Origin of the sequence: Devosia sp., assembly GCF_040509215.1 — a bacterium.
Taxonomy (GTDB): domain Bacteria; phylum Pseudomonadota; class Alphaproteobacteria; order Rhizobiales; family Devosiaceae; genus Devosia.
The window spans coordinates 1-19,594 of record NZ_JBEVLL010000316.1; the positions used below are offsets into that span (position 1 = coordinate 1).

The following is a 19,594-nucleotide window of genomic DNA, read 5'->3' on the forward strand; positions in this document are numbered from 1 at the left end:
CTCTTCGGCAATAGCCACGGCCAGCGCCATGGCAAAGGCCATGCTGGCCGAGAGCGACCGGAACCCGGCATGGTCGGCTTCGACCAGCTCGAACCAGATGGTCGAACATTCCGCCAGCGGCGAGAACGCCGAGTCGGTCAGCGACACCACGGGAATACCCCGCGCCGCCAGCGCCGAAGCTTGCGCGATCGTCTCCGAGGCATAACCCGAAAAGCTCACCGCAAAAGCCGCGTCACCCTCATCGGCGAGCGCCAGCAGATCGTCATCGATCCCCGACGCTGTCCCGGCGATCTGGCAGCGGATTTTGAGCTGGGAGAGCGCATAGGCCATGTAGGTCGCAATCGGATAGCTTCTCCGTCGCGCAATCAGGTGAATGGTGCCGGCAGATGCTAACAGTCTGCTAGCGGATTCGAACTTTTGCGGGTCGATTGCGGCACTCAAATTGTCGAGGCTGCGATGTGCCGCGGCGACAAACGAGTTGAGAATCGCCGCCGACCCGGCAGCCACCGCGTCCCCGCCCTCAAGCTCCGCCAGCCGGTCTTCATAGCTCGAATTCCGCTCGCGAAGCCGCGCGCGAAACACTGCCTGCAGTGCAGAAAAGCCATCAAAACCAAAGGTTTGTGCGAACCTGACCAGGGTCGAAGGCTGCACTTCGGCGTCGGTCGCAATACTCGCCGCCGTACCAAAGGCGATCTCGTCGGGGTTATCCAGCGCAAAGGCCGCCACCTGCGCCAGGCGCTTGGGCAATTCGCGTCGCCTTTCCAGGATAAGTGTCCGCAGCGCCTCGAAATTCTTCGGCGCGCCCTGAATCTCTCCCCGGTCCATGCGAGTCCCCTAAAATGCCAACGCCGGCAATATCGCATTGCCGGCGTCAGATTTGGAAGGATTATTCTACGCTTGGAACGCTACGCCGCCGCGAAGTTGGAGGGCCGGTCCCGACCCTCCACGAGATAGAGGAACAGCGACGCCAGGATAATCAGCGCGGCACCCGGCCAGAACCAGATCGACGGCACCTGGCCGAGCACAACCCAGCCCACGATCGCCCCGAGCGGCACCTTCAGGTCGCCGAATGGCTGCAGGAAGGTCGCATCGGCCGCGCGGTAGGCAAAGCTCAGCAGATATTGCGCCGCAGCCGTCAGGGCGCCGAGCAGCAGGAGCAGCAGCAGGCCGGTACCGGAGGGCAGGGCCAACGGAAAGCCGGGGGCCGCGCCAGCCGGCAACACCCACGAAAAGAGGGTGACCAGCAGCAGAATGGCCAGATGGTTCGGGGTGATCAGCACCAGCAGCGAGATGGTCAACGTCTCGGGGCTTTCACCCTTCTGCGTCAGGTACTTGGTGAGAATGTCAGTGGTGGCCCAGAGCGCCGCCGCAAGGATCGGCACGAAGGTTTGCCAGGTAACCCCGTCTGCACCAACGCCCGAGACGATGATCGCACCGGCAAACCCCATCAGCGCCGCCCCGATCCGGGCCGTGGAGGCTTTTTCGCCCAGGAACAGCGTGGAGCCCAGAATGATGAACAGCGGCCCGGTGGCAAGCAGTGTCACCATCTGCCAGATCGGAACGCCCGAGGCAAAACCATAGACGAAAACATGCACGCCCAGCGCCGAGGCAAAGGCGCGGATTTCATGGGCGAGGGGATGGCTGGTACGTAGGTTCTTGAAGCCGATGCGCAGGATGATCGGCAGCGCCAGGATAGAGGCAATGACATATTGCCAGAAGGCCATGCCGGTCGAGCTCATGCCAAACCCGCCATATTCGATCGGCGTCGGCAGAACCGATTGCAGCGTATTCGAGCCGGCAAAAGCCAGGCTTGCTGCGAGCATGAAGATAGCGCCGGCCGTGGCGCTCGTGTGGGTAGAAGAGGAAATCTGGCTCATGTGGTGTCCTTTCCGTAACCAGTTTCCCCAGGGTTACGAGAAGGCGACACAAGACCGCTCGCGACAAAACGCGAGCGCCGTCAAGCGCTTACCAACCCATTCTCTTTCATCCGGACTATGACCGTCGGCTCCGGAATCACACCGGATCTGCTGACCTTCCCACCGAAGTAGAAAGCGCTCGCGGGCTTGGCGTCGCCGCCTTACCGCCGGTGGGGAGTTGCACCCCGCCCTGAGAATTGCGTGAGATCGTAATCTCACGATGGATAACATAGGGCAGGCGTTCTGACCTGACAACCACGCTTCAGGGCACAAACTGTCTTCTTTGGGTGAACAGCGAAGATGAATTCTCTACGGCGCGATGAGAAATTATTGCTGACATTCCAGCCAATGAAAAAGGGGCCCGCTGCCGGACCCCTTGATTTGCCTGAATTTTGCGGCGTTTAGCCTTCCAGCCACTTCACCTGTTCCGGCGTCAGCTTGATCTCGAAAGCCTTGAGGCTGTCTTCGAGTTCGACCAGACGGCGCGGCCCGATCAGCGGCACGCTGGGGAAGGGCTGGGCCAGCACATACGCCAGTGCCACATGGATCGGATTGTGCCCGATCTGCTTGGCCAGTTCGATGGCCCGGTCGCGGCGGCCAAAGTTCTGCTCGTTGTACCAGACGCGAACCAGTTCCTCGTTGTCCGTCTTGTCGCGACCAGCAAGGTCGGTGAAGAACCCGCGCGCCTGGCTCGACCATGAGAAGTTGGTCACTTGGCGATCAATCAGCCACTGCTTGAAGTCAGGCGTCGATGAGGTGACGCAGCCGCCCCAGATCGGGTCGAGCATTTCGGCCAGTGCAAAGTTGTTGCTCAGCGCCTGCGGCTTTGTCTTGCCGGTGCGCTCGGCATAGGCAATCGCCTCGTCCATGCGCTCCTTGGTCCAGTTGGACCCACCGAACGGCCCACGGATACGGCCGGCTTTCACCTCGGCATCCATCGCATCGACGAATTCACCCACCGGCACGTCGGTGTTGTCACGGTGCATGAAATAGACGTCGACATAGTCCGTCTGCAGGCGATCAAGCGTCTGCGTCAGTTGCTTGGCGATCACGTCAGGATAGACCAGCGGCGAGTGCGCGCCCTTGCCGATCACCACGGCCTCTTCGCGTACGCCACGGCTCTTCTGCCATTCACCGAACAGCTTTTCGGTATAGCCGCCGCCATAGATGAAGGCGGTATCGAAGATATTGCCGCCCTTTTCCCAGAACGCATCGAGGAGGATCGCGCCCGAGGAGAAGGTCTTGAAATCTTCAAAGCCGAGAGCAACGGCCGAGGCCGGCTTGTTCAGTCCCGGAATAGACCGCTTCGGAATGACGCCGGTATTCGGGCCAAGCTTGCGATTGTCCAATGTATTCAGGCGATTGGTGTATTTCTCGACCGAGTACTCAATCCCGGCATCCTTGCGCCACTGGTCGAGCACGCGCGCATTGCCAAGGCTATCCGCCCAGCTCATGCCCGGCGCCGGAAACTCTTGCCGTCCTTCGAGAATCGCCAACGAGGCAGCATCAGCCTCAAACGAATAGACATGCGCCGTTTCGTTGACGCTGACCGTCTCGGTCTTGCCGCCCTTGATGATGTCGATGCGGCCAAGACCCTGGTCACGATTGCCATTGGCAAACCAGAATTCCGGCACTTCGATCCGGCCCTCGGAGCCATGGATACGCAGCACATTGTCGAGGTTCGCCATCACCGCACAGGAAACCTGCGCCACGATGCCGTTCTCGAACGTGAGCAGCGCCGCCGCCCAATCGTCGGTGCCTTCTTCATTGAGCTTGGCCGTGCCCGAAACCTTCACTGGATCAGCAAACGGCTTACCCAATGCGGCGCCTGCAATCAGTCGCGCCATCGAAACCGGATAACCACCAACGTCCAGGATACCGCCGCCTGCCAGCGCCGAAGCGAACAGCCGGTGCTGCGGCTGGAACTTGCCCATCGAGAAACCAAAGCTCGACTGGATCATCCGTACTTCGCCGATGGCGCCGGATTTGATCAGGTCGATCAACTGCTTCACCTGCGGGTGCAGGCGATACATGAAGGCTTCGCCCGCAAAGGTGCCGGCCTTCTTGTGCGCGTGGAACACGGCGTCAATTTCATGCGCCGAGAGCGCCAGCGGCTTTTCGATGAGGACGTGCTTACCCACTTCGGCGGCCTTGATCGCCCATTCGGCGTGGCCGGTATGCGGCACGGCGATATAGACCGCGTCGATCTCCTTGTCGGCGAGAAGGGCGTCGTAGCCGTTGACGACGCGCACGCCCGGAAAGTCTACAGCCAGGTTTGGCTTGCTCGGATCACGCGTCGCAATGGCAGCCAGCACGCCGTGCTGCGATCCATTGACCCCGCCACGAAAGGCCTTGGCAATGCTGCCCGGCCCGATAATGCCCCAGCGAATTTTCTTGTCGGTCATGGTCTCGTCCTCGCGAAGGGCCCTGCCCATCAAGATGGGTGACCCAATGTTGTTCATGTCGGCACAGCCTGGGCGCCCGATCTGGCGCATGAAGCGCGGATGATCCCATGGATCCCGCGCATTCTCCTCCCTTGCTCTTGTGCCGAGCGATACCTAAGCTATCCACTCCTCATGAGCCGTCGCTCTTATCGGGTATTTCAAATTGGCGGATAGTAAGATGGTGGAGCGCGGCTACTACGAGCCGGCCCTCGACGGCGTGGAGAACCTTCCCACCGAACTCAATATGTTCCATGCGTCCCCGCTGCTGATGCGCGCGGCGCATTGGCATGCGCAGGTCGAGGTCAATTTCATCATCCGCGGCTGGGCCCACTATGCCATGAGCGGCTACGAAGTGCGCTTTGGCGCCGGCGATCTGGCCCTCTTCTGGGGCGGCCAGCCCCATCGGCTCGACGACGCATCCGAAGATCTCGTCTATGCCGGCGGCCACCTGCCGCTGGTGCATTTCTTCCGCCTGCGCCTGCCGCAGGATGTGCAGGCCGGCCTCATGCAGGGCGCCGCACTGGTGACAAAGGCCACCGACGCTTCCGACCCCGTCAATTTCGCCCGCTGGAACGACTATGTCCGGTCCGACGACCCGCTGAAGGTCAGCATGGCGGTGGACGAACTGCTCCTTCGCATCGAACGCATCCGCTTCGCGCCCTACGAGCTGCTGTCCGGCCACCACGCCCGCTCCAACAGCCACTCCACCGACCAGCACATCTCGCCCATCGTCGTGCGCATCTGCGACTACATCGCCGACAATTTCCGCGAGGATATCGACTCGGTCGACATCGCGGTGGCTGCCGATGTGCATCCCAAATACGCGATGACGGTCTTCAAGAAGTGCACCGGCATGACGCTCAATGACTATGTCAGCCTCATGCGCCTTTCCTACGCCCAGGCCTTGCTCATGCGCGATGAGGCCAATGTGCTCCAGGTCGCAATGGATAGCGGCTTTGGCTCGCTCAGCGCCTTCAACAAGCTCTTCCGCAAGATTGCCGGCATGTCGCCCAGCGATTTCCGCCGCGATCTGCGCTCTCGCCCAAGCTCGGTCCTGCCGCAACGCGTCGCGGCCTGCACGCCCTATAATTGAGGGCAGGGGCCATGGGCAGGCGGCTTGCGGCGCTTACTCTGGGTCTTCTCGTCATTCTCGGCCTCGTTGCGCTCCGGGTGGCCGATCCCTATCCGGTGCAGGTGGCGCGCGAGACCAGTTTTGATGTCTTCCAGCAATGGCGGCCGCGTCAGGCGCCACCGGACCTGCCGGTCCGCATCATCGATATCGATGAGACCTCCATGGCCGAAGTCGGCCAATGGCCCTGGCCGCGCGAAACCCTGGGGCGTCTCTCGGAGCGACTGACCGAGTTGGGCGCTGCCGCGATCGCCTTCGATATCCTCTTCAGCGAGGCCGAGCGCTCGACGGGGAAGGGCGACGCCGATCAGAATTTTGCGAAAACCTTGGCGGCGGGGCCTACCATCCTGGGCCTCGCCCAAAATGGCAGCGCACTCCCCGTGACTGCGCCAAGCAAGACGGGCCTTGCGACCACCGGCAGCGATCCACTCGCCGCCGTGCCCGAACTGGGCGGTGCCGCCCAGCCCTTGCCTATCCTCGCCGAAGCCGCCAGCGGCCTAGGTGTCGCCAGCCTCGACCGTCAAGGGGCCGGCGTCGCGCGACGATTGCCGCTGCTCTGGCGGGTCGATTCCGGTGTCCTGCCCACCCTGTCGGTCGAAGCCCTGCGCGTCGCCACGGGCGTGCCCACACTGGTCGTCATGGGCGACAACGTGGACGGCCGCACCGTTGAGGCCATCAGGGTAGGGGACATAGCCATTCCCACCGGCCCCACCGGCGATCTGCGCCTCTACTATCGCGAACTACCGCCGGAAACGTACATTCCGGCCACCGACATCCTCGACGACGACTATGCCGCGCTCGCCCCGCTGATCACAGGCCACATCGTCCTCATCGGCAGCTCCGCCAGTGGCCTCAACGACATTCGCGTCAGTCCTCTGGGCGCCCCCGTTCCCGGCGTCTCCATCCACCTCCAGGCGCTGGAACAAATCCTCACGCAAATCTTCCTTGATCGGGCCGATTGGGTGTCCGGACTGGAGCTGGCGCTGCTTGTCGCCTCAAGTTTCATCATCGTCCTCGCCGTCGTCATCTCTGGCCCCCTGGTCGGGCTCGGCGTGTCGCTCGCCGTCGCCGCGGCCTCAGTCTCCTTTAGCTGGTGGAGCTTTTCGAGCCCCGGCCTCCTGATCGACCCCAGCTATCCGCTCTTTGCCGCCCTCGTCAGCTACGCTACCATGGCCTTCTTGCGCTTCACCGTCACCGATTTCGACCGCCGCCGCATCCGCCGCGCCTTCGGCTACTATGTCGAGCCCTCGGTCCTCACCCAGATCGAAGCCGATCAAAGCCTGCTGCGTCTCGGCGGCAATGTGCGGGAATTGACTGTGATGTTCTCCGATGTCCGCAATTTTTCCGCTCTCGCCGAACGGACGAGCCCCCAGCAATTGGTCAGAATTCTCAATGGCCTGTTCGCTGCCCTGGGCGGCGCCATCATCCGCCAGCGCGGCACCATCGACAAATTCATGGGCGACTCGGTCATGGCCTTCTGGAACGCCCCGGCCGAGGAAAAGGAGCATGCCCTCCTCGCCGGCCGCGCCGCCCTCGCCATGCGCAGCGCCCTGCGCGCCCTCAACGAGGGCAGCGACGACCCGATCCACATCGGCATCGGCATCGCCACCGGACCCGCACTGGTCGGCAATATGGGCTTCGAAAAACGCTTCGACTATTCCTGCGTCGGCGACACCGTAAATGTCGCCAGCCGCATCGAAGGCGCCTGCAAGCCGGTCGGCTACAGCATTCTGGCGACGGCTGAAATGGCGGCCGAGGCACCCGCGCTGGCCTTCCTCTATGCCGGTTGGGTCGAACTCAAGGGCATGTCCGGCCGCGAGCCGATAAAGCTGCTGGTGGGTGATGAGGCGGTCAAATCCAGCGCGGCTTTTGAAGCCTTGCTAATCAGCCATACCGAATTGGTCTCGGCGCTGACCGCCGGCGTGCTCGACGAAGCCCTGTTGCAGCGCTGCCAGATGCTGGCCGCAGCAGTAGAACCGGAACTCGCCCAATTCTACGCCTGCTTGCCGACCCGTCTCGCAGATTTTCCACCCGCCGAGACAAATATGGTCTCAGACGCTCGCCTGGGCGATGAGACCCACTCGGGCCGAAGCAATGTGCCGGCGCATCAGGATTTCCGATAGCTCCGCATCCCGATCGGCAATCGCCTCGACGATCCGTTCATGCTCCGCCAGTGCGCGCTGCGCACGACCGGGCACGATGCGATGCTGCATGCGATAGAGCCGGAACAGGGTGTAATATTCGCCGCAGAGCAGGTCGAACAGATGCTGGTTCCGGCCGATCCGGGCGATCATGAAGTGAAAGTCCGAATTGGCCGTGGCCTGCCAATAGACCATGGCATCGGGCTTGGAGAGCGCATCGCGGTGGTGCGCCAGCATGGCGCGAAGCTGGTCGATTTCCGCATCGGTGGCGTTCTCGGCCGCATGCCGTGCGGCCAGCCCCTCCAACACTTCACGGATGGTGAAAAGCTCCAGCGCATCGCCGGGCGTCGGCACCACCACGCGCGCTCCTTGGCGGGGCGCGCGGGTTACGAGCTTTCGTTCTTCAAGGCGCCGAATGGCCTCGCGCAGCGGCCCCCGGCTAACGCCATATTGGGCGGCAAGTCGGGGTTCGCTGAGCTTGGTGCCGGGGGCGAGAGTGCCCACGACGATGGCCTCGCTCAGTTGTTCGAACAACTGGTCGGTCAGCAGCACGTCGTCGGCAATCTCGATCGTTTCGGCGTCTTGATCCATCATCGTCACGCTGGTCGCCGCTCCATGAGTCTCAGCAAAGGGCCGGCTTCCTTAGCGCATTGACCTCTTCTATTCGAGGCCGTGATCGAAAATGCCCTGGCCGGTCGGCTTGGCGGGCACGACCTGGCCCGTTGGCAGCGCCGGAATCAGCACATCCAGCTTGCCCGCGGCGAGACCCGCAAAACCCTTGGCCGCGTCGAGAAACGCCTTGCGTTCGGCGTCCGACAGTTCGCCCTTGGTGAGGCTATTGAACTTGCCGGCATAGTCCGGCCAGGTCCAGGGATGGGCGCCATTGGGATGCGCATCGGCCACGGCGCGTTCGCCGGTGATCACCCGACCGTCTTCCAGCGTAACGATGATCTTGCCACCAAAGGCGCGCTTGTCGGGATTCGGGTCGAGATACCTAACGGTCCAGGACGGCTCTTCCACCGTACGAATTTTGTGCCACAGGGCCACCGTCGAGGCCGTGCGGGCACGTTCGCGCGTATAGGAGTCGACATGGTGCCATTTGCGGTCTTCGAGGGCGACCGCGAGGATATACATGATCGAGTGATCGAGCGTTTCGCGTGATGCTTCCGGGTCCATCTTCTGCGGATCGTTAGCGCCGGTGCCGATCACGTTATGCGTGTGATGGCTGGTTTCGAGCAGAATATCTTTCACCTTGGAAAGGTCGCCAATCTGCCCCGAAAGGTCGATCGCAAGGTCGATCAGCGCCTGCGCCTGATATTCGGCCGAATGCGCCTTGGTATAAGTTTCCATGATGCCGCGCGGGCTTTCGCCGGGAGCGGGCAGGGACACCTTGTAGGCTTCGTTCTTGCCGCCGAGCATCCAGGCGAGCACCGATTCCTCACCTTCATAGATCGGCGAGGGCGACGCTTCGCCGCGCATGGCGCGATCGACGCATTCGATAGCGAGCTTGCCCGAGAAACCAGGCACATAGGCCTTCCACGAGCTGATCTCGCCCTTGCGGGACTGGCGCGTCGAGAAGCTGAGATGCACGGCCTGGTTGACCGCCTGGAAGATCACTTCGGTCGAAAGACCCAGCATGGCGCCAATGGCGGCCGTGGTTGCCGGCGCCAAGTGCGCCACATGGTCCTTCTTGTACTTGTGCAGCGAAATCGCCTTAACCAGCGCCACATGCACTTCGTAGGTCACGGCAATGCCGCGCGCCAAGGCGCTGCCATCGAGACCCATCTGCTGGGCCACGGCAACCAGCGGCGAAATCGCGTCGCCCGGATGCGAATAGTCGGCGGCAAGGAACGTGTCGTGGAAGTCCAGTTCACGCACGGCCGTCGCATTGGCCCAGGCAGCCCATTCGGCATCGACGCGCACGCCGCTACCGAGACCATAAACTGTCGCGCCACCCTTGCGCGGATGCGCCAGCGCCATGGCGCGAGCGGCCGCGACCGGGGCACGGTTGATGGCCGCCAGACCAACACTGGCATTATCGACGATACGGCAAGCGATCATCTCGGTCACATCAGCGTCGAGCGGCCCGCAATTGGCAGCAAACTCGGCAATGTGCCAGGCAAGCTGTTGCTCGCGCGGCAGGTTGGCGGCGGAGGGGTGAACCTTGACGTCGTAAGTCTTCATTCTTGCAAGTTCCTTGGTCGAAAGGGGGCCGCGGCACACAAGCGCCGCGACAATTCAGGCATTGGCGCGGAGGCGCTTGAGTAGGATCGGGAGTGCCAACAGCAGCACGGCCAAAGTGATGAGAATGGCCGATAGCGGCGTTGAAACCAGCACCATCGGATTGCCCTGGCCGGCAGCCAGCGCCGTACGGAGTTGCGTTTCCGCCATCGGCCCGAGGATCAGGCCGATCAGCACCGGCGCAATCGGGAAGTCGTAGACCCGCATCACATAGCCGCCGAGCCCGACGACCAGCATGATGGTCAGATCGACCCACGAGCCCGCGAGGCCCCAGACCCCGATCATGGCAAAGACCAGAATGCCGGCATAAAGCTGCGGGCGTGGAATGCGGAGGAGCTGCACCCATATGCCGACCAGCGGCAGATTGAGCACCAGCAGCATGACATTGCCCACATAGAGCGATGCAATCAGCCCCCAGATCAGCGCCGGATTGGACGTGAAGAGGAACGGCCCCGGCTGCAGGCCATAATTCTGGAACGCAGCCAGCAGCACTGCCGCCGTCGCCGAAGTCGGCAGCCCCAGCGTCAGCAGAGGCACCAGAATACCCGCCGCGGCCGCATTGTTCGCCGCCTCCGGTCCGGCGACACCTTCGATGGCGCCCTTGCCGAACTCTTCGGGATACTTGGTGAGCTTCCGCTCCAGCGTATAGGACAGCATGGTCGGAATTTCCGAACCGCTGCCGGGCAGGGCGCCCATGGGGAACCCGATCGCCGTGCCGCGCAGCCAGGGCTTCCATGACCGCGCAAAGTCCTGCTTGGTCATCCAGAGCTGGCCCTTGATCGGCGCCATTACCCCCGGCGTCGAGCGATAGCGGCTCGCGACATAGAGGATTTCACCGACCGCAAAGAGCGACACCAGCACCACCGTCAGCGCAATGCCGCGCAAAAGCTGCATATTGCCAAAGGTCAGGCGTGGTTGCCCCGTCATCGTATCGATGCCGATCACGCCAATGGCAATGCCCAGGAACAGCGAGACGAAGCCGCGCGTGCGCGACGTGCCCATCACCACAGCCACCGAGCAGAAGGCCAGCGCCGTAATGGCAAAGTAGTCGGTCGGCTTGAAATAGAACGCCAGTTCCGCAACGGCCGGCGCCGCAAAGGTCAGAGCCAGCGTCGCAATGGTACCAGCCACGAACGAGCCGATGGCTGCCGTCGCCAGCGCCGCTGCGCCTCGCCCGGCCCGGGCCATTTTGTTGCCCTCGAGCGCGGTCATCATCGACCCCGCTTCGCCCGGCGTGTTGAGCAGGATCGAGGTCGTCGACCCGCCATACATCGCGCCGTAGAGAATACCGGCGAACATGATGAAAGCGGAAGTCGGGGCGAGCGCGGTGGTCACCGGCAGCAGCAGCGCAATGGTCAGCGCCGGGCCGATGCCGGGCAAAATACCAATAGCGGTGCCGAGCACCGAACCAACCAGCGCCCACATGAGATTTGTCGGCTGCAGCGCAACGCTGAAGCCATGCAGCAGAAGCTCGAAAGTTTCCACGTCTTACACTCCCAGAGGCGGGAAGAACCGGCCCAGTTGCAGCCCGAGCTGCTTGAACAGGAACCAGGCGGCGCATGCGAGAATGAGGCCGCAAATGAGGTCGAGCAGCCAGCGGCGCGAGCCAAAGGCATTGGCAACCAGCACGAAGGACAGCGTAGCCGTAAACGGCATGCCCAGCGGTCCCATGGTGACGATCGGCAGCGCGACAGCAACGAGCGCGGTCAGAAAGGCCCGCTTGTCCATTTTGGTCGAGCCGTCGGCGTCTTCGGCGTCCTGCGCCTCAAAGCTTTCCCCGCGCCAGATCTGCAGCACCAGGATGGCCCCAAGAATGAGCAGCCCACCACCGGCGAGGGTGACGAACAGGCCCGGCCCGACCGCGGCATAGCGCGCGCCTTGCGGCAACCCGAAGCCGTTGTAGAGCCACACCGCTCCCATCACCATCAGCCCGATGCCAATCCAATAGGGCTTTGGCGAAGCGGGGGCAGCCGCTGGGCTGCCCCCTTCAGTTGTGTTGCGCCCGTCAGTTGACAAGGCCGGCGTCCTTCAGGATCTGGCCCTGGCGTTCGGTTTCTTCGGCAATGAAGGCGCCGAATTCGTCGCCGGCGAGGAAGTAGTCTTCCCAGCCCTGCGCTTCGAGAACGGCCTTCCAGGCGTCGCTCTGCGAGAGCTTGGTGAAGTTCTCGACCCACATGGCATAGTTGTCGTCCGGAGCGCCCGGAGCGGCGAGGATACCGCGCCAGTTGGCCATTTCGACGTCATAGCCGGCTTCGTGGAAGGTCGGCACGTCAGGCAGGTTCGGGCGACGTTCGGCCGAGGTCACGCCAAGGATCTTGATGCGGCCCTGTTCGGCGAACGGGGCAAATTCGGACGTGCCCGAAACGCCAGCCACCAGAGTGCCGTTGACGATTGCCGTCACGGTTTCAGCGCCCGAGGTCTGCGGAATGTAGTTGAGGTCTGCCACCGGAATGTCGCCAGCCTGCGCCAGCAGCGCCAGCGAGATGTGGTCGACGCCACCGGCCGAACCGCCACCGAGCGCTGCCGCACCCGGATCTGCCTTGATGCCTGCAACAAGGTCAGCCAGCGTGTTGTATGGCGAGTCAGCAGCAACCGCGATCACCAGATATTCCGCGGTCAGGCGAGCGACCGGGCGGAATTCGGCGAGATTGATCGGCGAATTGTTGAGCTTGATCGCGCCAACGGTGATCGCGCCGAACACTGCCAGCGCGTCCGGCTGGCCGGTGGAGGTGCCGAGGAATTCGGCAAGGCCCACGGTGCCGCCGGCGCCGCCCGTATTGGTGAAATTGACGCCACCGGTATAGATGCCGGCGTCATTGAGTGCCTGGAACGCCTGACGGCCCGTGCCGTCCCAGCCACCGCCGGGATTGGCGGGCAGCATGACATTGACCTGGGCGCTGGCAGCGCCAGTCCCGAGCACAGCCGTCATGGCCAGAGCCGCAAGCGTCTTTGAAAACTTCATTATGATCCTCCCGAGCCTCCGGTTTGCGGCCTCATGCCGTCTCCTCCGGGAATGCTCAAAACTGTCGACAGATTTTGCCCATAAACCTCATCACATTGCTGATTGGGCGTCAACATCCTTAGTTCTGCCGACAGAATGTGAAAGTGCGACCTTAGTTGGAGGCGGCGGTGGAGCCCTCTGCTTTCGTTGGCCGCCGACCCTAGCTCCGCCAAATTTGCCGGATTTGCTCACGGCCCAGGTGCAACCGTCTCGCATTTGCTTTAGTGGGCCAGATAGCCCCGCCGCAGCGAGGGACGGGATCGCTTCCGGGAGCCATCATGTTCGCCGAAATCCTCATCGTCATCATCGTCGCCATTGGCATCACCGCCTTCGCCGAGCGCAGCAATTTTCAGCCCGCTCTGCTGGTCGCCATTGTCGGCCTTGGCGCCTCGTTCATTCCCGGCCTGCACCGTCTCGAACTCGAGCCTGAAATCATCCTGGGCATCGTGCTGCCGCCGCTCCTCTTTTCCGCGGCCTCCGATTTTTCCTTCACCAGCTTTGCCAAGCGCCTCGGCTCGATCGTCAATCTCGGCGTCTTCCTGGTGTTTGCCTCGGCTGTCACGGTGGCTGTCGTTGCGACCTGGACAGTGCCCGGCATGCCGATCACTGCCGCTCTCGTGCTCGGTGCCATCGTTGCGCCGCCCGATGCGGTCACCGCCATTGCCATCGGCAGCAAGGCCGGTCTTCCATCTGGCCTTATGACGGTGCTGAAAGGCGAAAGCCTCATCAATGACGCGGCGGCGCTGACCCTTCTCGCCGTGGCCGTCGCCACCACGGCCGGCACGCATGCCTTCATCGACAATACCGCGCTCTATTTCCTCTATGCCGCGGTGGTTGGCGTCTTGCTCGGCCTTGTCATCGGCCACAGCGCCCAGTTCGCCCGCCGCCGTCTCGCCAATCCGTCCCTCGCGACGGTCATCTCCGTCCTTGTGCCTTTTGCAGCCTACCTCATGGCCGAAGAACTCCACGCCTCCGGCGTTCTCGCCGTGGTCGCCGCCGGCTTCGCGCTCGGACATCATGGCACTCAATCGGGCTATGAGGAGCGCATGCAGGAACGCCAGTTCTGGCGCACCATCGACACGCTGCTCGAAACCTTCGTCTTCGCCTATATCGGTCTGCAACTGCGCTTCGTCATCGACGATGCGTTTGATGCCGGCCTCGATATCAGCGATCTGCTGCTGGCCGGCGTCGCCATTTTCGTCACCACGGTCGCAGTGCGCTTCGCCTGGGTCTTCGCCACCGCAGTGCTGGCCCGTCGACGCCACCGAGCCGTCATGCAAAGGCTGGCCGCACCGCGTCGACACACCGAGCGCTTGCCGCCTCCGACACCCGAAACGCCGCTGACCTGGAAAGAAAACGCCGTCCTCTCCTGGACCGGCATGCGCGGCGTCGTCACGCTTGCGGCCGCCGCCGGTATTCCCTTCATGACGGTGTCAGGCGATTCCTTCCCCTACCGGGAGGCCATCATTGCTCTGGCCTTCCTCGTCACCATCGCCACTCTTCTCGTCCAGGGCATCTCCTTGCCCTGGCTCATCGAGCGCCTAAGCCTCGAAGACGAGGACGACAAGGCCTATGCCGAAGTGCAGCACCAATTGGCGCGTCGCCTCGCGCATGAGGCCAATGCCGATGCACTGGCCGAATTCCGCCGCACCCACACCTCGCCCCGCGCCCTGCGTCTCGCCGACGCCATGGCCAAGCGCGCTGATCGCACCTCGGTCGAAGAGGAAGAGGATGAAGCGCAGGAGCGGGGTTGGGGCTTTGATCGCGAGGAAGCGTTCCGGCTTGGCCAAACTCTGCTCGACGCGCGCCGCAAGCGGCTGATCGCCGCCCGCGATGCGCGCGAACTCGACGATATGGTCCTGCGCGAAGTGCTCGAACAGATGGACCTTGAACAGGCCCTCATGGATGGAATGACCAAGGGCGCCAATCGGCTCTAGCGCCGGAATTGCCGGGGCAGTGAGGCCCCGGCAAGTTGCTTACTCTGCTGCTGCTACCGGTCGATGCGCGCCTGATGGATCGGAGCGTAACGGTCCCCCTGGATCGCAATTCCGGAAACGGCGGCCTCGATTTCCGCCAACTCCTCAGCGCTGAGCTCGACTTCCGCAGCCCCGATATTCTCCTCAAGCCGGTTCAGCTTGGTCGTCCCCGGTATCGGAGCCATCCATGGCTTCTGCGCCAGCACCCAGGCCAGGGCCAACTGTGCGGGCGTGATGTCCTTGTCCCCCGCGATGCGGGTAACGGTCTCGACCAATGCCATATTGGTCTGGCGACTTTCCTGATCGAAACGCGGCACCGTGTTGCGGAAATCCTTCTCGACAAAGGTGGTGTTGGCGTCGATCGTCCCGGTGAGGAACCCCTTGCCGAGCGGGCTGAAAGGCACGAAGCCGATCCCCAGCTCTTCGAGCACGGGAATGATCTGCTCCTCCGGCTCTCGCCACATCAGCGAATATTCGCTCTGCAGCGCCGCAACCGGCAGCACTGCATTGGCCCGGCGGATATTGGCAACGCCAGCCTCAGACATGCCAAAATGCTTCACCTTGCCCTCGGCAACCAGCTCCTTCACCGTCCCGGCCACGTCTTCCATCGGCACATTATGGTCCACCCGGTGCTGATAGAGCAGGTCGATATAGTCGGTCCGCAGGCGCCGAAGCGAGCCTTCGACGGCCTGCCGAATGCGCTCCGGCCGGCTGTCCGGTGCACCACCGCCATCGATATCGAAACCGAACTTGGTGGCAATCACCACCTGATCGCGGATCGGCTCCAACGCCTCGCCAACGACTTCCTCGTTCTTGTAGGGGCCATAGACCTCGGCGGTATCGAAAAAGGTGATCCCGCGCTCGAAAGCCGCGCGGATCAGTTTGACGCCCTCCGCCGTCTCCAGCGGCACGCCATAGGACTGGCTGATACCCATGCAACCAAGGCCGATCGCCGAAACTTCCAGACCGCCTTTGCCAAGAATACGCTTCTTCATTTTGGTTCCTCCAAAAGGCCATGCGCCATATCGGCGGCTCGCTTCTCGCTCACCACCTTCTGCCAGCACTCTAGACCTTCCGCGTCTCGCGATAATCCGCAAAGATGTACGCGACCTTGTGAGTGAAATTCATCAATGATCGGCGTCCATCGCCTGTCCATAACGGACGTTTGTCATTGCAAACGCTTGGGTCTTCTCCCAATCTGGTTTGGCTCGCCTGAGCGCGCCAAAGGCGCCGCTCGCTCCTATTGTTCGCTCTATCCGCCTCCGCCGATGCAGCGAAAACACCAAGCCGATTTCAGCCATGACCACACTTGATGCCGTTCTTGCCCAAGCCGATCTGCAACTCGATGCCAGCCTCGAGCGGCTCTTCGAGCTGATCCGTATTCCCTCCGTTTCCACCGAACCCCAATATGCCGCCGATTGCCGCCGCGCCGCCGAATGGCTGTGCGATGAACTCTCCGGCCTCGGCTTCGATGCCACGGTCCGCGACACGGCCGGTCACCCCATGGTTGTCGGCCACGGCCCAGTCACGCCCGGCCCCCACGTCCTCTTCTATGGCCACTACGACGTGCAGCCGGTCGATCCGCTGGCCCTCTGGAACACGCCGCCCTTCGAACCCACCCTCGTGCCTCAGTCCGATGGCGAAACCTTCATCACCGGCCGCGGCGCCTCCGACGACAAGGGGCAGTTGCTGACCTTCATCGAAGCCTGCCGCGCCTGGAAGGCCGTCACCGGCAGCCTCCCCATCCGCATTTCCATGCTGTTCGAGGGCGAAGAAGAAGCCGGCTCCCCCTCGCTCGGGCCATTCCTCGCCGCCAATTCCGATGACCTCCGCGCCGATACGATCCTCGTCTGCGACACCGACATGTGGGACCGCGAAACCCCCGCCATCACCACCATGTGGCGCGGCTTCGTCTCGGAGGAATTCGAGGTCACCACTGCCGACCGCGACCTCCATTCCGGCATGTTCGGCAGTGCCGCCCGCAATGCCGTGCAGCTCATCTCCACCATTCTCGGCCAGCTCCGCAGCGAAGACGGCAGCGTCGCCATCCCTGGCTTTTATGACGGCGTCGCCGAACTCCCCGCCGCCAATAAGGCCGAATGGGAGCGTCTCCCCTTTGACGCCGAAAAATTCCTCGGCGATATCGGCCTCTCCATTCCCGCCGGCGAACAGGGCCGCTCCGTCCTCGAACAGGTCTGGGCCCGCCCTACCGCCGAAGTCCACGGCGTCTGGGGTGGCTATTCCGGCGACGGCTTCAAGACCGTCATCCCGGCCAAGGCGGGCGCAAAGATCTCCTTCCGCCTGGTCGACGGTCAGGACCCCAATCGCATCCGAGAGATTTTCCGCGATTTCGTCCGCGCCCGCATCCCGGCCGATTGCTCGGTCACCTTCAAGGCCTATGGCACCGCCGCCGCCCGCTCCATGCCGCTCGACGGCGTGCTGCTCACCAAAGCCAGGCACGCTCTGACCGAAGAATGGCAGCGCGAAACCGCGCTGGCCGGCACCGGCGGCTCGATCCCGATCCTCGGCGAGTTCAAGGAACGCCTCGGCATGGACAGCCTCCTCATCGGCTTTGCCCGGTTCGACAACCGCATCCATAGCCCCAACGAAAAATACGACCTATCGAGCTTCCACAAGGGCATTCGCTCCTGGGTGCGCATCCTCCACGCTTTCTCCGAGGCCTGAACCATGGCGATTACCCGCTTCTCCGTAGCCCCGCTCCACAGCCAGATCACCACGCTCGCCGCCGTTGCCGGGGGCAGGGCGCCTGCCGATCTCGTCATCACCGGCGCCCGTATGCTCTCTACCTATTCCGAGCGCATCGCCAGCGACAAGGAAATCTGGCTCTCCGGCGGCCGCATCGCCGCCGTCAAACCCGCCGGTTCCTACAAGCTCGGACCCGCCCCCAAGGCGATCTACGACGCCCAGGGCGGCATCATCGCGCCCGGCCTCGTCGATCCCCATATCCACATCGAAAGCTCGATGGTCACCGCCTGCGCCTATGCCGAGGCGGCCCTGCTCAATGGCACAACCACGATCTTCTGCGACAGCCACGAGATCGGTAACGTCATGGACGTCGCCGGCGTCGAAGCCATGCTCGAAGACGCACGCCTCGCCCCGCTCTCCATCTTCCTCACCGTTCCCTCGACAGTCCCCGCCACCTCGCCTGAACTCGAAACCGCCGGCGGCGACCTCACCCCCGAAAAGATCGGCGCCCTCTTCGACAAGTGGCCCGAAGCCGTAGCCCTCGGCGAAAAGATGGACTTCGTCCCCGTCGCCATGGGTGATCCGCGCAGCCACGCCATCATCGCCGAAGCCCTCAAACGCGGCCGTCCAGTCTCCGGCCACATCTACGGCCGCGAATTCGTCGCCCCCTATGCCGCCGCTGGCGTCACCGACACCCACGAAGCCAGCGACCGCGACATTTCCGACGATTTCGTCGATGCCGGCATCTGGGTCTTCCTCCGCGGCGGCAATCCGGCAACGCCGTGGAATTCCATCGTCGAAGCCATCAAGCCGATCACCGAACTCGGCGTCAGCCACAAGCGTTACTGCGTCTGCACCGACGACCGGGACGCCGACGACCTCCTTAGCTTCGGCCTCGATTGGGTCGTGCGCGAAGCCATCCGCTGTGGCGTCAAACCCGAACAGGCCTGGTCCATGGGCTCGCTCCATGGCGCCACCCGCTTCGGCATGGGCGATGAAATCGGCGGCCTCGGCGGCGGTCGCCGTGCCGATCTCGTCCTCCTCGATGACGACCTGAAGCCGGTCAATACCTGGTATGGCGGCGCCTTGATGGTCGAAGACCGCAAGGTCACGCCCTTGTTGGAAGACACGCTCAACCAGCGCTACCGTTACCCCGACGCGGCCTACAACACCGTCCACCTGCCCAAGTCGATCAAGCTCGTGCCCGACCTTCCGAGCGGCGCCGTCACGGCCAATGCCATCGGCATCGAAATGCCCGGCATCATCCTGCCGCATCGCAAGATCGACATCGCCCCGGCCAATGACTGGGAAACCATCCTCGAACGCGACAATCTCAGCTTCGTCACCGTCATCGAGCGCCACGGCAAGTCCGATGGAGGCATCGCCTATGGCCTCCTCCACGATTTCGGCATCAAGAACGGCGCCGTCGGCTCCAGCGTCGGCCACGACAGCCACAACATCATCCTTGCCGGCACCAACGAAGCCGACATGCAACTGGCCCTTAAAACCATCGAAGCCGCCAATGGCGGCATCGCCGTGGTCGAGAACGGCAAAGTGCTCGCCTTCGTCGCTCTCCCTGTCGCCGGCCTCATATCCGACAAGCGCGTCCACGAGGTCGCGACCGAAAACCAGGCCCTCAAAAAGGCCTGGCAACAGGTCGGCTGCACCATCCCCTATATGGGCTTCAACCTCATCCCGCTCTCGGTGATCCCGGAAATCCGCATTACCGATAAGGGTCTGGTAAAGGTGCCCGAAATGACCCTAGCGCCGCTCTTCGACTAGAGGGAAAACCCATGAAAACCTCGGCCAACCACCGCGTCTTCTCCATCAGCGTCGCGAGCGTTTATCCGCACTACATTACCAAGGCGGAGAAGAAGGGGCGGACCAAGGCCGAGGTCGACGAACTCATCTGCTGGCTGACCGGACACAGCCAGCAGACCCTCAATGAGGAACTGGAAAACAAGACCACCTTCGAGGACTTCTTCAACCACGCCCCGCAGTTAAACCCGTCGCGATCGCTCATCAAGGGCGTCGTCTGCG

15 protein-coding genes and 1 riboswitch are annotated in these 19,594 nt (G+C 63.0%); of the genes, 6 read left to right on the forward strand and 9 right to left on the reverse strand.

Features of this window, described 5'->3' with window-relative positions; translation table 11 throughout:
- The 3 genes from ABW043_RS17690 to ABW043_RS17700 all read right to left on the reverse strand — a co-directional run.
- The coding region (locus tag ABW043_RS17690) for a MurR/RpiR family transcriptional regulator (protein WP_353922514.1) at positions 1-825 on the reverse strand (825 nt) is incomplete at its 3' end.
- Between the two features lie 80 nt (positions 826-905).
- Positions 906-1,877, reverse strand: a complete 972-nt coding sequence (locus ABW043_RS17695) for a DMT family transporter (RefSeq protein ID WP_353922515.1) — start codon at positions 1,875-1,877, stop codon at positions 906-908.
- A gap of 94 nt (positions 1,878-1,971) precedes the next feature.
- A riboswitch (FMN riboswitch) is annotated at positions 1,972-2,118 on the reverse strand.
- Between the two features lie 199 nt (positions 2,119-2,317).
- Entirely contained in the window at positions 2,318-4,321 is a 2,004-nt protein-coding gene (locus ABW043_RS17700; RefSeq protein WP_353922516.1) for an aldo/keto reductase, read from the reverse strand.
- 217 nt (positions 4,322-4,538) lie between these two features.
- Here ABW043_RS17700 and ABW043_RS17705 point away from each other — a divergent pair, with 217 nt between their 5' ends.
- Together ABW043_RS17705 and ABW043_RS17710 are read left to right on the forward strand one after the other, a co-directional pair.
- The gene (locus ABW043_RS17705) at positions 4,539-5,453 is read left to right on the forward strand and encodes a helix-turn-helix domain-containing protein (protein ID WP_353922527.1); all 915 of its coding nucleotides are present in this window, start codon (positions 4,539-4,541) and stop codon (positions 5,451-5,453) included.
- Positions 5,454-5,464: 11 nt separating this feature from the next.
- The gene (locus tag ABW043_RS17710; RefSeq protein WP_353922517.1) at positions 5,465-7,612 is read left to right on the forward strand and encodes a CHASE2 domain-containing protein; all 2,148 of its coding nucleotides are present in this window, start codon (positions 5,465-5,467) and stop codon (positions 7,610-7,612) included.
- Here ABW043_RS17710 and ABW043_RS17715 read toward each other — a convergent pair.
- The 5 genes from ABW043_RS17715 to ABW043_RS17735 form a co-directional block, all read right to left on the reverse strand.
- Positions 7,541-8,224, reverse strand: a complete 684-nt coding sequence (locus ABW043_RS17715) for a GntR family transcriptional regulator (protein WP_353922528.1) — start codon at positions 8,222-8,224, stop codon at positions 7,541-7,543. The two genes, ABW043_RS17710 and ABW043_RS17715, sit on opposite strands and share 72 nt — an antisense overlap.
- Before the next feature lie 66 nt (positions 8,225-8,290).
- The gene (locus ABW043_RS17720) at positions 8,291-9,814 is read right to left on the reverse strand and encodes an MmgE/PrpD family protein (RefSeq protein WP_353922518.1); all 1,524 of its coding nucleotides are present in this window, start codon (positions 9,812-9,814) and stop codon (positions 8,291-8,293) included.
- A gap of 54 nt (positions 9,815-9,868) precedes the next feature.
- Positions 9,869-11,356, reverse strand: coding sequence for a tripartite tricarboxylate transporter permease (locus tag ABW043_RS17725; RefSeq protein ID WP_353922519.1), 1,488 nt, complete (start codon positions 11,354-11,356; stop codon positions 9,869-9,871).
- A gap of 3 nt (positions 11,357-11,359) precedes the next feature.
- Positions 11,360-11,887 carry a tripartite tricarboxylate transporter TctB family protein gene (locus ABW043_RS17730; RefSeq protein WP_353922520.1) on the reverse strand — a complete coding sequence of 176 codons (528 nt, stop codon included), beginning with the start codon at positions 11,885-11,887 and terminating at the stop codon, positions 11,360-11,362.
- Positions 11,877-12,833, reverse strand: a complete 957-nt coding sequence (locus ABW043_RS17735; RefSeq protein WP_353922521.1) for a Bug family tripartite tricarboxylate transporter substrate binding protein — start codon at positions 12,831-12,833, stop codon at positions 11,877-11,879. Before ABW043_RS17735 ends, ABW043_RS17730 begins: the two co-directional genes overlap by 11 nt.
- Before the next feature lie 317 nt (positions 12,834-13,150).
- Here ABW043_RS17735 and ABW043_RS17740 point away from each other — a divergent pair, with 317 nt between their 5' ends.
- The gene (locus ABW043_RS17740; protein WP_353922522.1) at positions 13,151-14,809 is read left to right on the forward strand and encodes a Na+/H+ antiporter; all 1,659 of its coding nucleotides are present in this window, start codon (positions 13,151-13,153) and stop codon (positions 14,807-14,809) included.
- Positions 14,810-14,862: 53 nt separating this feature from the next.
- On the opposite strand, the gene ABW043_RS17745 is transcribed toward ABW043_RS17740, so the two are convergent.
- Positions 14,863-15,843 (reverse strand): aldo/keto reductase, encoded by a 981-nt coding sequence (locus tag ABW043_RS17745; protein ID WP_353922523.1) that lies wholly within the window; start codon positions 15,841-15,843, stop codon positions 14,863-14,865.
- A gap of 304 nt (positions 15,844-16,147) precedes the next feature.
- Here ABW043_RS17745 and ABW043_RS17750 point away from each other — a divergent pair, with 304 nt between their 5' ends.
- The 3 genes from ABW043_RS17750 to ABW043_RS17760 all read left to right on the forward strand — a co-directional run.
- Positions 16,148-17,533 carry a M20/M25/M40 family metallo-hydrolase gene (locus tag ABW043_RS17750; RefSeq protein WP_353922524.1) on the forward strand — a complete coding sequence of 462 codons (1,386 nt, stop codon included), beginning with the start codon at positions 16,148-16,150 and terminating at the stop codon, positions 17,531-17,533.
- A 3-nt stretch (positions 17,534-17,536) separates the two neighbouring features.
- Positions 17,537-19,336, forward strand: a complete 1,800-nt coding sequence (locus ABW043_RS17755; RefSeq protein ID WP_353922525.1) for an adenine deaminase C-terminal domain-containing protein — start codon at positions 17,537-17,539, stop codon at positions 19,334-19,336.
- Positions 19,337-19,347: 11 nt separating this feature from the next.
- A partial coding sequence (locus tag ABW043_RS17760) for a DUF2200 family protein (RefSeq protein WP_353922526.1) occupies positions 19,348-19,594 on the forward strand: 247 nt, incomplete at its 3' end.